The sequence below is a fragment of the Brochothrix campestris genome, assembly GCF_046058945.1.
Classification (GTDB): domain Bacteria; phylum Bacillota; class Bacilli; order Lactobacillales; family Listeriaceae; genus Brochothrix; species Brochothrix campestris.
Genome location: NZ_CP175511.1, coordinates 1,198,705 through 1,215,267, shown reverse-complemented (window position 1 = coordinate 1,215,267; position 16,563 = coordinate 1,198,705). Strand labels below are relative to the sequence as shown.

16 protein-coding genes and 1 pseudogene are annotated in these 16,563 nt (G+C 40.5%); 4 read left to right on the top strand and 13 right to left on the bottom strand.

The window, feature by feature from the left end:
• Window positions 1–4 precede the first annotated feature (4 nt).
• Both ACJYYY_RS06020 and ACJYYY_RS06015 read right to left on the bottom strand, forming a co-directional pair.
• Window positions 5–370 carry a RicAFT regulatory complex protein RicA family protein gene (locus ACJYYY_RS06020; protein ID WP_035312748.1) on the bottom strand — a complete coding sequence of 122 codons (366 nt, stop codon included), beginning with the start codon at window positions 368–370 and terminating at the stop codon, window positions 5–7.
• 10 nt (window positions 371–380) lie between these two features.
• A complete protein-coding gene (locus ACJYYY_RS06015; protein ID WP_035312749.1) occupies window positions 381–1,181 on the bottom strand; it encodes a TIGR00282 family metallophosphoesterase in 801 nt (266 codons plus the stop codon).
• A 243-nt stretch (window positions 1,182–1,424) separates the two neighbouring features.
• Here ACJYYY_RS06015 and ACJYYY_RS06010 point away from each other — a divergent pair, with 243 nt between their 5' ends.
• The 3 genes from ACJYYY_RS06010 (at window position 1,425) to ACJYYY_RS06000 (ending at window position 3,590) form a co-directional block, all read left to right on the top strand.
• Complete coding sequence (locus tag ACJYYY_RS06010; protein WP_035312750.1) at window positions 1,425–2,132, top strand: peptidylprolyl isomerase; 708 nt, start codon at window positions 1,425–1,427, stop codon at window positions 2,130–2,132.
• 22 nt (window positions 2,133–2,154) lie between these two features.
• Window positions 2,155–2,589, top strand: coding sequence for a DUF1801 domain-containing protein (locus ACJYYY_RS06005; RefSeq protein ID WP_035312751.1), 435 nt, complete (start codon window positions 2,155–2,157; stop codon window positions 2,587–2,589).
• A 458-nt stretch (window positions 2,590–3,047) separates the two neighbouring features.
• A complete protein-coding gene (locus tag ACJYYY_RS06000; RefSeq protein ID WP_051456749.1) occupies window positions 3,048–3,590 on the top strand; it encodes a site-specific integrase in 543 nt (180 codons plus the stop codon).
• Between the two features lie 90 nt (window positions 3,591–3,680).
• On the opposite strand, the gene glnA is transcribed toward ACJYYY_RS06000, so the two are convergent.
• The 6 genes from glnA to parE form a co-directional block, all read right to left on the bottom strand.
• Window positions 3,681–5,012 (bottom strand): type I glutamate--ammonia ligase, encoded by a 1,332-nt coding sequence (glnA, locus tag ACJYYY_RS05995; protein ID WP_035312752.1) that lies wholly within the window; start codon window positions 5,010–5,012, stop codon window positions 3,681–3,683.
• 30 nt (window positions 5,013–5,042) lie between these two features.
• Window positions 5,043–5,399, bottom strand: a complete 357-nt coding sequence (locus tag ACJYYY_RS05990) for a MerR family transcriptional regulator (RefSeq protein ID WP_035312753.1) — start codon at window positions 5,397–5,399, stop codon at window positions 5,043–5,045.
• Between the two features lie 261 nt (window positions 5,400–5,660).
• Window positions 5,661–6,575 (bottom strand): tRNA (adenosine(37)-N6)-dimethylallyltransferase MiaA, encoded by a 915-nt coding sequence (gene miaA / locus ACJYYY_RS05985; protein ID WP_035312754.1) that lies wholly within the window; start codon window positions 6,573–6,575, stop codon window positions 5,661–5,663.
• A complete protein-coding gene (locus ACJYYY_RS05980; protein WP_035312755.1) occupies window positions 6,568–7,299 on the bottom strand; it encodes a glycerophosphodiester phosphodiesterase family protein in 732 nt (243 codons plus the stop codon). Before ACJYYY_RS05980 ends, miaA begins: the two co-directional genes overlap by 8 nt.
• Window positions 7,300–7,315: 16 nt before the next feature.
• On the bottom strand, window positions 7,316–9,751 hold the full coding sequence (gene parC / locus ACJYYY_RS05975) for a DNA topoisomerase IV subunit A (RefSeq protein ID WP_035312756.1): 2,436 nt from the start codon (window positions 9,749–9,751) through the stop codon (window positions 7,316–7,318).
• Window positions 9,738–11,717, bottom strand: coding sequence for a DNA topoisomerase IV subunit B (parE, locus tag ACJYYY_RS05970; protein WP_035312757.1), 1,980 nt, complete (start codon window positions 11,715–11,717; stop codon window positions 9,738–9,740). Before parE ends, parC begins: the two co-directional genes overlap by 14 nt.
• A 451-nt stretch (window positions 11,718–12,168) precedes the next feature.
• On the opposite strand from parE, the gene plsY reads away from it, so the two are divergent.
• Window positions 12,169–12,780, top strand: coding sequence for a glycerol-3-phosphate 1-O-acyltransferase PlsY (plsY, locus tag ACJYYY_RS05965; RefSeq protein ID WP_408868708.1), 612 nt, complete (start codon window positions 12,169–12,171; stop codon window positions 12,778–12,780).
• A gap of 40 nt (window positions 12,781–12,820) precedes the next feature.
• On the opposite strand, the gene ACJYYY_RS05960 is transcribed toward plsY, so the two are convergent.
• The 5 genes and pseudogenes from ACJYYY_RS05960 to xerC form a co-directional block, all read right to left on the bottom strand.
• A complete protein-coding gene (locus ACJYYY_RS05960) occupies window positions 12,821–13,690 on the bottom strand; it encodes an aldose 1-epimerase family protein (RefSeq protein ID WP_035312814.1) in 870 nt (289 codons plus the stop codon).
• Window positions 13,691–13,714: 24 nt separating this feature from the next.
• Window positions 13,715–14,014, bottom strand: a pseudogene (locus ACJYYY_RS05955) (hypothetical protein); the annotation flags it as partial.
• Entirely contained in the window at window positions 14,015–14,437 is a 423-nt protein-coding gene (locus ACJYYY_RS05950; RefSeq protein ID WP_035312759.1) for a thioesterase family protein, read from the bottom strand. It lies immediately after the preceding pseudogene.
• A gap of 156 nt (window positions 14,438–14,593) precedes the next feature.
• Complete coding sequence (codY, locus tag ACJYYY_RS05945; RefSeq protein WP_035312760.1) at window positions 14,594–15,376, bottom strand: GTP-sensing pleiotropic transcriptional regulator CodY; 783 nt, start codon at window positions 15,374–15,376, stop codon at window positions 14,594–14,596.
• Between the two features lie 225 nt (window positions 15,377–15,601).
• Window positions 15,602–16,507 carry a tyrosine recombinase XerC gene (xerC, locus tag ACJYYY_RS05940; protein WP_408605168.1) on the bottom strand — a complete coding sequence of 302 codons (906 nt, stop codon included), beginning with the start codon at window positions 16,505–16,507 and terminating at the stop codon, window positions 15,602–15,604.
• Between the last annotated feature and the right edge of the window lie 56 nt (window positions 16,508–16,563).

The window sequence follows — 16,563 nt, the reverse complement described above, 5'->3', positions numbered from 1 at the left end:
TCCTTTATCGGTTAGTCGGTTCTTCCATTTCGTTATTCACTGCTAGTGTCATGTTCCGCATCATCAATTGCAGCAATTCATTAACATCCACCTGTGATTGACGGAATTGCTGTACAATCGGTAATTCGTTGATGCTCGCTTGAATGGCATCAATTTCATCATTGATTGCCTTTGCAGCATTCACTTTTTTATAATGTTCTAAGTTAACCACTTCTTTTTGCAACGCTTTAATGCTTGCAATACGAGTGGCGATTTTTTGATTGTTTTCAATCTGTTTTTCGACTTCACGATAAAAAGCCACTTCTTCTGTACGTTGTATCGCTGCAGTCAGTTCAGCTGTTTTGTTGAGAATATCTTCTTCTGAAAACATACGCTACCTCCTATTCAGGTCGAAACGGATGATCTTCATTAATGACGATACGCTCAATCCGTTTCGCTAACCCTGTTTTTTGATCGATATCGACCAAAGTGCCACTCAAAGTCGTACGTCCTTCTTTTGGTACCTCGAAGCGTGTCGGCATCTGCGTTAAAAAGCGACTAATGACCGCTTCTTTATTCATTCCAAGACAAGCATCGTATGGCCCAGTCATACCAACATCGGTAATGTAAGCTGTGCCACGTGGTAAAATACGTTCATCGGCTGTTTGTACATGGGTATGTGTACCGACAATGGCAGAAACACGGCCATCCAAGTAAAAACCCATCGCTTCCTTTTCACTCGTTGTTTCAGCATGAAAATCAACGAAGATTAGATCGGTACGTTCCCGTGCTTCAGCAATAAGTTCATCGGCTTTTCGAAACGGGTCGTCTAAGTCTGCTAAAAAAGTCCGGCCTTGTAAATTAATAACCGCAACCTCAATGTCGTTGTAGCGCACATAGGCAAGTCCTTTACCGGGTGTTCCTTCAGGGAAGTTAGCCGGACGAATGAGGCATTTAGCCTCATCGATAAACTCTAAAATGTCACGATTATCCCATGTATGGTTCCCCATCGTAATCATTTGTGCCCCATCAGTCATGAATTTTTTGTAAATCTTTTCAGTAATTCCACGCCCACTTGCTGCGTTCTCGCCATTAACAATTGTTACATTTGGTTTATGTTTTTGTTTCAACAAGGGTAAGTAAGTTGAAATCATATCTCTCCCTAATGAACCCACAACATCACCAATAAATAAAATACGCATAGTCACTCTCCTCTATAGTTAACCTGTTAGCATAAGCGCTTGCTAAAGCATAACGAACAGGCTTTCTGTCTTCTTGATTATAGCAAATTAAGCGCTCTTTTAATAGAAGCCCCTTTCCGCTTTTGTAAAAAAATGATAAACAAGAAATTATTTCAAAAAAGAAGCGACTTTAGGACAGTTATTAGTGTATCTCAAATCAAGAGATATGCTAAAATTAACTTATTACTGAAGGAGGATTCAACAATGAAAAAAATCGTACTCTTATTAACACTCTGTTTAGCTTTAACAGCACTCGCTGCCTGTGGCTCAAAAACAGAAAAAGACACAGCTGAATCAACTGCAAAAACCGAAAAAGAGGCCAAACCAAACTTAGTGCAACTGGATACCAAAGTTGCCAAAGGTGAACCTGTTGCAACAATCGAAACGTCTGAAGGAACAGTGAAAATTAAACTATTCCCGAAAGAAGCACCAAAGGCAGTTGAAAACTTTATCACCCATGCGAAAGAAGGTTACTACGATGGCGTCTTATTCCACCGTGTTATCGATAACTTCATGATTCAATCAGGTGACCCTAAAGGTGATGGAACTGGTGGCGAAAGTATTTGGGGGAAACCATTTAAAAATGAAATTTCTAATAACCTCTATCACTTCCGTGGGGCATTAGCTATGGCCAATGCCGGTGCTGATACAAACGGCTCACAGTTTTACATCGTTCAAAATAGCTTTTTAGCTGATACTGATATCCAAAACCAAAATGTTTCGTATGCTGACAATGTGGTTGAAGCCTATAAAAAACTAAAAGGTGTCCCTTCGTTAGATGGGTCATACACTGTTTTTGGTCAAACAATTGAAGGCTTAGATATCGTCGATAAAATTGCTGAAACTAAAACAGCAACTGGTGATCGTCCCGAAAAAGACATTACAATTAAAACAATCAAAATCACTGAGTAACGAATGAAACGAGGAATGAAGCATGTCAATCACTGACTATTTGGCGTCGATTGATGACAAACGGCGCCCAGCTTTTCAACATCTGTTTGACCGTGTGACCCAAGCAATACCGGTAGGTTTTGAATGCGTCATGCAGTACAACATGCCTACCTTTGTTGTGCCACTCGATCGCTACCCAGCTGGATATCATGTTTCGCCAAACACGCCATTACCCTTTATTAGTCTTGGCGTACAAAAACAGCACATCGCCATCTATCATTTAGGGTTAACACTCGATACCGCTCTATTTGACTGGTTCGTAAGCGAATACGCGAAGGTGATGCCAACAAAGCTCAATATTGGTAAAAGTTGCATTCGTTTCACTAATGTCAACACGATACCAATCGATTTAATTGAGCAACTTGTTCGCAAGCTAACGGTAGTGGACTACCTTACATTATATGAAACAAGTCGTTAAAAAAAGGAGTAAACCATTCGGTTTGCTCCTTTTTTATGACCGCTAGGTCGTAACAGACTGACGCTCACATCGAACAAAAAAACCACTTTTCAGTGGTTGTCTGCGGTTTCTCATTTGTCTATTGTATAAAGAGATGATGCCACATCCTTTATGCATACAAGTATAATACATTAATCTGTTGTTAACAAATGATAACAGGTTTTCGTCAGAATTTAATCTATAATTAGTTTGTTTCATTTTTTGAGTACAGCTTCTCTTTCTGGCTTACCTATCAGTTCGCCTAAACTAGCGTTTCTTGGAGCTGGATTGCGCTAACAATCTTGCCATTGCTATCCACCACCTAATAACCTTTTAAGTTTCTGATGATTCTAAAAAATCGATAAATACCTTAGTGGCGAGGAATTGGTCGCTCTTATTAAACATCTTCGAATGAATCCTTTAAATGAACGAAAGCTGACATGGTGAAATTTTTAGCCCTCACTGGTTTACGCTACGGTGAATTAGTTGCTCTACAAACAAATAATCTTCTCGAAAATGCCATTTCTATCGATGGTACCATCCATTTTCATTCAACAACCTATGACTCCCCCATTCGCACGACACCAAAAACCCAAGCAGCTAATCGAATTGTGCCTCTCCCTGAAAAAGCCAATCAAATACTCAACAAAATTTTAGCCGAGATTGAATTTTTAAAACAAAACAATCACTATATGGATAAAGATTATGTCTTTACTCACATTAACGGTCTACCTATTGATTATCGCACCTTTGCCCCGATATTAAAAAAAGCAGCGCGCGATGCAGGCATAACCAAAAATGTAACAAGTCATTATTTACGTCATACGCATGTCTCTATTTTGGCTGAACTAAATGTTCCAGTGAAGGCCATTATGGATAGGAGTGGACATAGTGATGCGTCCACAACACTCGAAATTTATACGCATGTGACCGAACAAATGTCAGAAAATCTCATCGATAAACTTGATTCTTTTGATTACTAACTTTTTTTCTGCCCCATTTCTGCCCCATAGGAACCAAATCGCACAAAAAAAGCCGACCAAACGTTAATCTGGCGGGCTTTTAATCGTATACTAATATAGTTCGAGATATTGTTCTTGCTCCCATGCATGAACGGTAGTACGGTAAGAATCCCATTCGAGATTCTTCAACTCAACAAAGTTAGCATAAATATGTTCACCTAAACCATCGATAACCGTTTGATCTGTTGATAAAGCTTCAATGGCACGGCTTAAATCACTTGGTAAATGATCAATGCCATTTTCTGCTAATTCTTCAGCCGTCATACTGTAGATGTTGCGATCAACTGGAGCGGGTACTTCTAATTGACGTTTAATGCCATCTAAGCCGGCGCGTAAAACAACTGCCATTGATAAGTATGGGTTAGCCGACGGATCGACACTCCGTAATTCAACACGCGTTGATAAGCCACGTGATGATGGAATACGTACTAATGGGCTACGGTTTGATGCTGACCAAGCAATATAGCTCGGTGCTTCATAACCAGGCACAAGGCGTTTATATGAGTTAACGGTTGGGTTAGTAATCGCAGTATAACCTTTTGCATGATGTAAAATACCTGCAATAAATTGATAGGCTTTTTCACTCAAGCCATCCTTGCCTTTTTCATCGTAAAAAGCATTGCCTTTTTCGTTGAATAATGACATGTTAAAATGCATTCCTGATCCGTTAATACCGTAAATTGGTTTTGGCATAAAGGTTGCATGTAAACCATGTTTACGAGCAATTGTTTTAACAACTAATTTAAATGTTTGGATGTTGTCACAAGCTGAGACTGCATCGGCGTATTTCCAATCGATTTCATGTTGACCAGAAGCTACTTCATGATGTGATGCTTCGATTTCAAAGCCCATCGATTCAAGCTCAAGTACGATGTCACGACGGCAATTTTCACCTAAGTCAGTGGGCGCTAAATCAAAGTAACCAGCATTGTCATTTAACTCTAACGTTGGTTTGCCATTTTCATCTAGTTTAAACAAAAAGAATTCCGGCTCAGGTCCTAAGTTAAACGAGGTAAATCCTTCTGCTTTCATTTCTTCAAGCACACGTTTCAAGTTCATACGGGGATCCCCAGCAAATGGTTGCAGATTCGGTGTATAAACATCACAGATTAGGCGAGCGACCTTCCCTTTTTCAGCAGTCCAAGGAAAAATTACCCAGGTGTTAAAGTCAGGATAGAGTAACATATCACTCTCTTCAATACGAGTAAAACCGTCGATTGATGAACCATCGAACATCATTTTGTTACTGAGCGCCTTGTCTAATTGACTAACTGGCACCTCAACATTTTTAATCGTACCGTTAACATCTGTAAACTGTAAACGAATGAACTTCACATGCTCTGCTTCTGCAATTGCTAATAAATCCTCTTTTGAATAACTCATTTAACTTCCTCCTCATAATAGGTTGTTGCTCTATTTATTGAACGTATTGCTTTTGTGCGGTTGTTGCCTGAATGGACCTGAATTCAAAATTTCATCACGTAATAACCGTCGTGCTTTGGCATCTTCTGTACGATGAGCGTCTTTACGACGTTTGTAAATGTCACGTACCTCCGCGATTGAGTAACCTTCGTCAAGATAATCTCTTATTTCTAATAAGCGATCAATATCATCGAGCGAAAATAAGCGGTGATTACCTTCGTTCCGATCAGGTGTAATGAGTTGTTGCTCCTCATAATAACGTATTTGGCGAGCGCTGAAGTTCGTTAATTTCATAACGGATCCCATCGGGAAAACAGCAAACGTTCGTCTAATTTCTCTACCAGCCACACTGATCACCTCGTTAGTTAATCGTCATCAAAACTTGATGATACTGTTAGTTTACTCGACTTTAATTTGAAACACAATATTTTGCGTAAGATAATCTAACATTGTGAAAGCATTTTGTTACTTTTTATTACAAATGTCTAGCCCAATTCTTAAATTCTAACAAAAAAAGCTAGTCCTCGAATGAGGACTAGCTACAGACTAAAGACAAACGCTCTTCGAAGGCTCGTGTTTCCGACAACGAAAGTTCAAGGACTGCTCGAATCACCCTTTAAATTTTCGAACTAACGCCTCTGCTTTTTGATGCAATTGCGGATCAGTCGCATCAAGCCAAACAACATTCATCCGATTATTAAACCAAGTCAATTGACGTTTAGCATACTGACGCGAACGTTGTTTAATCAGCTCAACCATCGTATCATACGAAAGTTGTCCATCAATATAAGCTAACACCTCTTTGTAACCAATGGCCTGAGCGGCTGTGTTAGCCGTTAATACTGGACGAAGGCTCCGGACTTCTTCTACTAAGCCCTCAGCCATCATCAAATCAACACGGGCATTGATTCGTTGATAGAGCAGTTCACGATCCATTTTCAAACCAATAATTAAATGTCGATAATGTGGTGCTGGTGGTTCAGGCTGTTGTTGTGAAAACGGCTTACCACTCGTCATACTCACTTCAATTGCCCGGATCACACGACGTGTATTATTCGGATGAATTGTTTCAGCTGCAACGGCATCGACTGCTTGTAATCGTTCAAATAAAACCTGATTCCCCGCAGTCGCAAGTAAGGTTTCAAGCTCTGCTCGCAACTGCCGATCTTCGGTAATATTTCCCAATTTAAAGTCATAGAGTAAGGACTGTACATATAACCCGGTGCCACCGACGATTAATGGTGTCATCGTTTGTGGCAGCTGATCGATGATTGCTCGTGCTGTTGTAACGAATTGTGAAACATCATAGTCAGTTGACGGTTCAACGATATCAATCATATGGTGGCGCGCAACTGCTTGTTCGGCGCTAGACGCCTTAGCAGTACCAATATCCATCTGACGATAAATTTGCATCGAATCGCCACTAATAATCTCAGCCTGCATGATTTTTGCTAAATGTAAACTGAGTGCGGTTTTCCCAACCGCTGTCGGCCCGATAATGGCGACGACGGAATGTTTACTCATGAGTCTTCGCCCTTTCCATCTCGGCTTTAATTTCAGCAGCAAGGAGGGGATAGTCGGTCATAAAACCAGTCACCTGTGGGTTGGCAAAGCACGAACGCATCTCTTCGGCTTTATTGATAGTCCAATACCGTGTTTTATAACGCGATTCCCAATTTGCTGCCTTTTGTCGTAAGTAGTAAGGCGGATGCAATGCATCCGCTTTAACTTTTTTGGCCCATTTTAAGCCAGACTTTAAATTGCGCTTAATCAGCACGTTTAAATTGGCACGTTTATCCTTACGACGCAGACGTCTTAAGGTTTTAAAGTTGAACGAACAAAAAATAACGGTTAGATTCCCTTGTTTGTGTTGCAATAACCGCAACACTTTTCGTTCAATCCCCCGGTATCGATTGACATCGGTTTTAAGCTCGATATTCAAGGTCATCCCACTCGTATTCAACAGATCAAGCACTTCTTCAAAGGTAGGAATGACTTGTAACTCGCCCTCATACACACCGGCATTAAACTGGCGCAAATCTGCTAAACGATAATCTTTAATCGCGCCGGTTCCGTTCGTCGTGCGGTCAATCGTATCGTCATGCATGACAACAAGCTGACCGTCTTTCGTGAGGTGAACATCTAATTCAATGCCTGTAATCGGCAAACCGAGACACGCCTTAAAAGCTGCCAGTGTGTTTTCTGGGTGTGTACCTTTGGCGCCACGATGGGCAAAAATTTCAGTCATACACAGTCTCCTCTCTTTATTTTGAAAGTTTCGGTGCAGGATTGAGCCAGGCAGCGATTGCTTGCCCATCCTCGATTTCGTCTAAAACGAATGAGCCATTTGAATAACGATCGGTGACACTATTAACAGTTTGAACCTCAACATCAACAGTTGTATCATTCGCTGTTAAGATAGTGACACTGTCTTCTTTGGCAACAGATAACATGGCAATGTAACGATGTGGTTTCGCCTTCAGTTCACGTAACATCAACAACCCACGTAAAGCACGGGATTGCAGTTCAAGGTGTTTCTCATTGAAACGTTTAACTGAACCTCGTTGAGTCACTAACAAGAGATCGTGTCCTGCCGCCAGTTTAACAGCACCAATTACAAAATCGTCTGGTTTGAGGTTGATGCCTTTAACCCCACTTGTTCGTACATTGGCAAGTGGTACTTCATTCAAAGCAAATGTTAGGTTATAGCCTTTATTCGTCGTAAGACTCACTTTATCACTATCATTAGCAACAAAGACAGTCACTACCGAATCAGCGCCTTTTAATTTAACCCCTGTTAAACTACGCGCATAACGTTGCGGCTGGTATTGATCCAACGTACTACGTTTAATCATCCCATTTGCAGTCGTAAAGACAACGGCTAACTCGGTGCTAAAGTCTTTCAATGGCAAGACGGCAACGATACGCTCACTGCTATCAGCGTTCGCCAAGTGACTGACGTGTTCGCCGAGATCCTTCCAACGAATATCGGTCAATTCATGTACTGGTCGGTACACGTAGTTCCCTTTATCCGTAAAGACGACGACAAAGTCCATCGTATTCATTTGTTGGGCAAAAACGACGTGGTCATTTTCTTTCATCGCAAGATCAGATACACCTGTTGAAGCGCTGAATGAACGTAAGCCCGTACGTTTAATATAGCCGTGGGCGGTGACGCTTACCATCACTTCCTCACTGGCAACTAACACGGTACGGTCGATTTTGAGTTCCTCGATTTTTTCTTCTATGACAGAACGACGCGGATTAGGGAATTTTTTGTTGATGGCTTTGAGACCGTTGACTAATGTCTGGTTCAAGACTTTCACATCGCCTAAAATCGCCTCCAGTTGAGCGATCTTATCCGATAATTCTTTCCCTTCAGCTTGTAACTCTGTAATATCCGTATTTGTAAGACGGTATAATTGCAAGGTTACAATCGCTTCTGCTTGTTCAACTGAAAAAGCAAAGGCTGCCACTAAGTTTTCTTTTGCGTTTTTCTTGTCTTTCGATGACCGGATCATCGCAATCACTTCATCTAGAATCGATAAGGCTTTCATCAACCCTTCGATGATATGTTGACGATCACGTGCTTTTTTTACATCATAAATTGACCGACGGGTGATGATTTCTTGCTGATGTTTAATATACGCATCGATAAAGCCTAAAATGCCATTTAAACGTGGGCGTTTATCATCAATTGCCACCATATTAAAGTTATAAGATACTTGCAAATCCGTATTTTTGTATAAATAATTTAAAATTCCTGTGACATTAACGTCTTTTTTGAGTTCGATTGCGATCCGGAGTCCGGTACGATCACTCTCATCACGCACTTCTGAAATCCCTTCGACTTTTTTATCAAGACGAAGCTCATCAATTCGTTTAACCATATTGGCCTTATTAACCTCGTATGGAATTTCGGTCACAATAATTTGTTGACGGCCACTACGAATTGTTTCAATCTCGGTTTGCGAACGAATGAAAATTTTACCTTTACCAGTTGTGTAAGCATCTTTAATGCCTTTGACCCCTTGAATAATACCACCCGTTGGAAAATCCGGTCCAGGGATAATAGTCATAATGTCATCAATTGAACAGTTGGCATGTTTTAATCGATAAATGACGGCTTCAATGACTTCGCCTAAATTATGCGGTGGAATATCGGTCGCATAACCAGCCGCAATACCAGTTGCCCCGTTCACGAGTAGGTTCGGGAAATGAGCTGGTAAAACTGTCGGTTCTTTGGTCGTTTCATCAAAGTTATCAATCATCTCAACCGTGCCTTTTTCAAGGTCTTGTAATAAGTGTGCCGACAGTGAACCGAGTCGTGCTTCGGTATAACGCATTGCTGCTGCTGAATCGCCATCGAGGCTACCATTATTCCCGTGCATTTCAATTAACGGCATCCGGTTTTTCCAGTCTTGGCTCATTCGTACCATTGCTTCGTACACGGATGAATCACCGTGAGGATGATAGTTACCGATAACGTTACCGACTGTTTTAGCCGATTTACGGAATCCTTTTTCGCTCGTGTTACCTTCAGCATACATTGCATATAAAATTCGACGTTGCACGGGTTTTAAACCGTCACGAATATCTGGTAAGGCACGTTCTTGAATAATATATTTACTATAACGACCGAAACGGTCGCCAACGACTTCTTCTAACGGTAAGTCTTGAATACCATCATGAATTGGCATCGGAATCCCCCTCAATCATTACGTTTTCGTTTTCTAAAATACTTTGATCATCTTCTAATGTAAACTCGACGTTACCTTCAATCCAACGACGACGCGGTTCGACCTTGTCACCCATTAGCGTTGAAATCCGACGTTCTGAGCGCGCCATGTCGTCAATTCGTACACGAATAAGCGTGCGTGATTCAGGGTCCATTGTGGTCGACCATAATTGATCGGCGTTCATTTCACCTAAACCTTTGTAACGCTGAATAACATAGCCACGGCTAAAGTTTTTCAAAACGGTTTCTAGTTCTTCATCGGTCCAAGCGTATTCAATCACTTCTTTTTTACCGATTCCTTTGCTGACCTTATAAAGCGGTGGTAAGGCGATGTATACCTTCCCAGCTTGGATTAACGGCAGCATGTAGCGGTAGAAGAAGGTCAAGAGCAAGACTTGAATATGTGCCCCATCGGTATCGGCATCGGTCATGATGATGACTTTATCATAGTTACAGTCAGCAATATCAAAATCAGCGCCAACACCAGCACCGATTGTATGAATAATCGTGCTAATTTCTTCGTTTTTCATAATATCAGCCAATTTTGCTTTTTCGGTATTAACAACCTTACCTCGTAGCGGCAAGACAGCTTGAAAGCGACGATCACGTCCTTGCTTCGCTGAACCACCAGCCGAATCCCCTTCGACTAAATACAATTCGTTTTTCATCGGGTTACGCGATTGAGCCGGCGTTAATTTACCAGATAGCAAGGTATCGCCACGCTTACGTTTCTTACCGTTACGAGTATCCTCGCGGGCCTTACGGGCTGCATCACGGGCCTGTTGTGCTTTTACTGATTTACGGATTAATAATTGACTTACTTCAGGGTTTTCGTTTAAGAAATACGCCAATTGTTCCGATACTACCGCATCAACGGCCGCGCGGGCTTCAGAAGTACCGAGTTTTTCTTTCGTCTGTCCTTCAAACTGTAAATATTCTTCTGGCACACGAATCGAAATAACAGCTGACATTCCTTCGCGAATATCACTACCTTCGAGGTTTTTATCTTTTTCTTTTAATAAGCCAATGCGACGGGCATATTCATTCATCACACGGGTCATAGCCGCTTTTGCACCTGATTCATGCGTCCCACCACCCTTTGTGCGGACGTTATTAACGAAACTTAACAATGTTTCTGAGTAACCATCGTTAAATTGGAAGGCCATTTCAATTTCCATATTTGTATTGACGCCTTCCATCACAACAGTATCATGCAACACTTCTTTATCTTCGTTTAAATATGTGACAAAGGCCGCAATCCCTTCTTCGTAATGAAAACTGTCGCTTTTATCATCTTCACGTTCATCGGTTAAATTAATTTCAACGCCTTTCAATAAAAAGGCTGACTCTCTTAAACGTTCACTTAAAACATCGTAATTGTACGTAATTGTAGAAAAAATGGTTGCATCTGGTTTAAAATGCATCGTTGTTCCAGTGCATTTTGTCTTGCCTTTTTTAACGAGTTTTGTAACTGGAACACCACCATTTTTAAATTGTTGCTCGTATTCATAGCCATCGCGGTAAACTGTAACGGTTAACCACTCACTGAGGGCATTGACAACCGAGGCACCAACACCATGTAAACCACCTGAGGTTTTATAGCCACCTTGGCCGAACTTACCCCCGGCATGGAGAATCGTCAAAATGACTTCGACTGTCGGTTTACCAGAACTATGCATTCCAACTGGCATCCCTCGTCCTTCATCACTAACGACGATGCTATTATCTTTTTTTATCGTAATGTCGATTTTTTTACCAAAGCCAGACAGCACTTCGTCGACTGAGTTATCGACGATTTCATACACTAAATGGTGCAAACCGCGCGCATCCGTTGAGCCAATATACATCGCTGGACGTTTACGAACAGCTTCTAAGCCTTCTAAAATTTGAATGGAATCATCGTTATATTCGGTTGTTTTTTTTACCAATCCTAAACAGCGCCTTTCTATCTTGGAGTGTTTGCCTTTGCAAACGTTTGTTCGTCTTTAAAAATAACAAAGATTGACTTGTTTTGTCAAACAATGTTCGGTACAGCCTTTGTTAAAACTATCTTTTGATTGTAAGTTGTTTTAAAAAATAACTCTCTACTATTTAGTGTAACCGATTACGCTCAAAAAATCACCGTAATATCGCGGTTCTTTTTTTAGATTATCGCTAATGGGCATCTTTTGTCAATAGCTACGAAAGCTTAGTATACACCACTTAGTAGTCGTATCACAAACAAAATCACTATTTATTTGAAACCAATCAGTTTCTTATGACTTACTACTAACAGTTCCTGTCATTAATTGGTGCCGTAACGAAAATAATCGTTCCAATTCCTTACGGTTTCAACTATAATGAAGGTGTTACGTACTTTTAAAGAGAAGAGGAATTCGTATGAATTATGCCATACAAGTGATTGCACTCATACTTGTCGCTTATTTAATCGGATCATTTACAGCAGGCTTGTGGATTGGTAAATGGTTTTTCAAAAAAGATATTAGAGATTACGGTAGCCGTAACCTTGGCGCTACAAACTCATTTCGTATATTAGGTGTTAAAGCGGGCATCATCGTGATGATAATTGATGTCCTGAAAGGGACATTAGCAACCTTAATTCCGGTTTGGTTAGATGTGCCTGTTAACCCATTGTTGATTGGTTTATTTGCAGTCATCGGTCATATTTACCCTGCTTACGCAAAATTAAGAGGTGGCAAAGCTGTTGCAACGTCAGCAGGTATCCTCCTCGGTTATTCACCAACAGTCTTTTTAATCGTTCTAATCGCCTTCGCGATTGTGTTACTATTGACACGTTATGTGTCTTTAAGTTCAATGGTTGCCGTTACTGTCGGCTTTATCGCCAGTATCTTTTTCAAGGATATCACCTTAATTGTCGTGATGGCGATTTTAACGGCTTTTATCCTTTATCGACACCGTGCCAATATTACACGTATTAAAAACGGAACCGAATCAAAGATGGTTTTTAAAGCAAAAAAAAATAACATGTGATTAAAAAGCCGTAGAATGAATTCTACGGCTTTTTTCGTGCTTAAAACGGTGCAATTGTATACGCTTTTTGGAAAATTTCGCCTGCGGCAAGTTTGTGTGAACCATACTTGGTTGACCACTCTTTTGATGTATCAGTTGTATCAGCAATTCCTTGCCACGGTTCGATACAAACGAATGGGGCATCATTTAACGGTGACCAAACACCAACAAAGGCCATTTCAGCGGTATGTACACGGACACCATGTGTCCGTTGTTTGTTCGCCAACGTCAGTTCAGCAATATCCTCAAAGATTAAGGCATCTTCTTTAAAGAGGGCTTTAGACAGCGGTACATGGGTGATTGCTTGTTTGCTTAATCGTTTCTGGACTGATTGATTAAGGAAGGGCCCTTCTAAACTCAAGAGCTCCCCGTCAAATGGTTGTGAAAATACTAAATCATAATCAGTAAATGTCTGTTGCGTTTCTAACGGAATATTAAAGGCTGGATGCCCCCCAATTGAAAAATACAGCGTTGCTTCCGCCGGATTAGTAACTGTCCATTCAACTTTTAGATTTGCATCTTCCAGATAGTATGCGATCCGCAGGTTGAAGGCAAACGGATAATTTTTTAATGTCTCAGCTGTTTGCGTCAGTTCCAGTAAAATATGTGTTGGCGATACAGTCACAACCGTAAACGGTAAATCCCGTGCGAAACCGTGTTGTGGTTGACTATAATACTTGTTTTGATAATGATACTGATTGTCTTGTAGGCGACCGACATTAGGAAATAAAATCGGTGCATGTCTGCCCCAATAGGTTGGATCTGCTTGCCATATGTATTCAATACCCGTATCTTTACGGATGAATGACTGTAATTCAGCCCCTTTAACGGCTATTTTAACAATGGCTTGGTCTGTTTCTAACGTATACATCTGCCTCACTCCTTCAGTAGTAGCTAATTTAAACCGTTTGATATGATCTGTTAAGCCTTCTGCTCGTAACACATAGAGTTGGGTGTCACCAAACAAGTCAAAATGAGGATACTGCTCATGTTTTAAATCTAAGTATTTCGCTTGCAAACCGTATTGACTTCCCCACTCTATTAATTTAGCACGATCAGCACAGCCAACCTTGGTGAAACTGCTAACCCCATTAAAGCGGTCATCCTGCCACCAATGTGTCAGAAAAGCAATCTCACCAGACCGTACGGCCGCCTTCCATGCCTTTAATTGCGCACGACTTACCCCAAATGCCATCTATTCAACTTCCTTTTTATAGCCCTTATCCCACTCAGGGAAATGCCTTCTAAAAGAGGCAGGTTTAAAATGTTCTTTCGTAACAATCGCATGGGTTGTTGTTGCAGTAAGAGCCAGTTGGTCGGTTTCTTTTACCCGAATTTCATAACCGTAGGTTGTCCGCAACCCATCATAAGCTGCAACCCACGTTTTGACGATGGCTGATTGCCCGTATCGTAACGGGAATTTATATTGCAACTGGACATCTAACACAGGTGCTAAATAACCTTGTGCCTCCATTTCGACATAATCAAAGCCGAGTTGTGAAATCAAATTCGTCCGTCCTATCTCACACCAGACTAAGTAATTCGTATGATACACGACTCCCATTTGATCGGTTTCACTATAGCGCACTTTAATTTCAGATTGGTTGACTGTTTTCATGTTTATCCTCCTCAATAAAAAAAGGAACAATCCAAGGGATTGTTCCTTTTAGACTGTAGTAAAAGTAACTTGAATCTGTATATAAAACAACTCGATCAATAGCGACCGTTTGACCCTCAATGTTATAGCGCGCATCACTTAGTTAAACGTTGCGACTTACATACTTGTTTTTTCAAGAGCCACTAAAAATTTATCATTAAGCACTTTAATATAAGTTCCTTTCATGCCAAGTGAGCGTGATTCAATCACACCAGCACTTTCAAGTTTACGTAATGCATTAACAATTACTGAACGTGTAATACCGACTCGATCGGCGATTTTAGACGCAACTAGCAAGCCTTCCTTACCACCAAGTTCTTCAAAAATATGTTCAATCGCGCCATGTTCACTGTATGAGAGAGAGTTAATTGCCATTTGTACAACGGCTTTACTACGAGCTTCTTCCTCAATTTCTTCGGTTTTTTCACGTAAAATTTCCATGCCAACAACGGTTGCACCGTATTCAGCCAAAATTAAATCGTCATCTGTAAAAACATCGCTTAAACGTGAAATGATTAACGTTCCCAAACGATCACCACCACCAACAATCGGTACAATTGTCGTTAAACCTTGTTTAAAAATACCGGCATTTTCGACAGGGAAAATCGTGTAACGACTTTCGAAATCAATGTTTTGGGTTGTTTCAGTAATATTAAATAAGCTATTCGTGTAATCAACTGGAAATTGACGACTTTCGATGAAGCTGATCATTCGTTGGTTATTAATTTCAACTTCTTCAGATACACCTAGCAATTTTCCTTTACGGCTTACAATGTAGACATTTGCCTCAATAAAACGACTCATTGTTGCAGCCATTTCGTTAAAATCAACGGAATGACCAGCTGATTTTTGTAATAATGAGTTAATTCCACGCGTCTTTTGTAATAATGTAAGGTTCATTAGTTTTCCTCCTAGAGATGACTCGCCACAGCAGTCATTTGATGTTATTTAGTTTTTGTGATACGTTCAGTCAAACATATATGTGTGAATAAGTAAGATTACTTAACATTAGGTCCTTACGTAGTATATCACGTTATCGTACAATTAAACATACATAATCATTGTTTTTTGTGCTATTTTATTTAATTAATAAACTTTTCTGTGAAAACGACCTTGTTTATGAAATTATGCACGCGGATGTGCATTGCGATATGTTTCTTGTAATCGTTCTTTGGTGACATGTGTATAAATTTGCGTCGATGATAAACTTACGTGCCCAAGTAATTCTTGTACGGTTCGCATATCGGCTCCTGCATTCATCAAATCGGTAGCAAAGGTATGACGTAACATGTGTGGGTGAATCTTACCGGTTAATGTCGTTGCCTTCATTAATTGGTCTAAACAGTAGCGGATTCCTCTAACAGTCAACGGTTTCCCATTTTTATTAATGAAAACAGCCGTATGTGTTTCATTAAAATGTTGTAATAACGGGGTGCGACACTTTTCGAAGTAAGTCTGCAAGGCATCGATGGCAAACTGTCCGAGAGGAACATGTCGTTCTTTGCTCCCCTTCCCGTGCACTAACACTGTGTGATAGTTCATATCAATGTCTGCTAGTCGCATAGCTTCACACTCTGAAACACGCATACCTGTTGCATAAAGAACTTCAAGTAAAGCTAAATCACGACTCGCTAACTTTGTTTGCCGTGTTTGCGCCGTTTCGAACAACTCATTCATCTCTTCAGAATAAAAGAAATGTGGTAGACTAACGTATTTACGCGCATGTGAAACTGATGCCAACGGATTTTGATCGGTTTGGTTAGTTGTCACTAAGTAAGCATAAAAACTACGTAAACTCGATAACTTCCGTGAAACACTTGAACGTGATAATAATTGTTCATGCAATTTAGTTAAATATAAGCGAATATCGAGCATTTCAACCGCAGCATAGTTTGCGATATTTTCACTGTTCAAAAAGGTCGTAAAGTCTGTAACATCTGCTTGGTAGGCAAGGACTGTTGCCGCAGAATAATTACGTTCTACTTCTAAATATTGTGTAAAATTAAGGATGTCCTTATTTTCGAGAGTTATCATTGTTTTTCCTCCTTAACCCCATTCATCGTATCATACCAAAAGCTAAAAAGTAA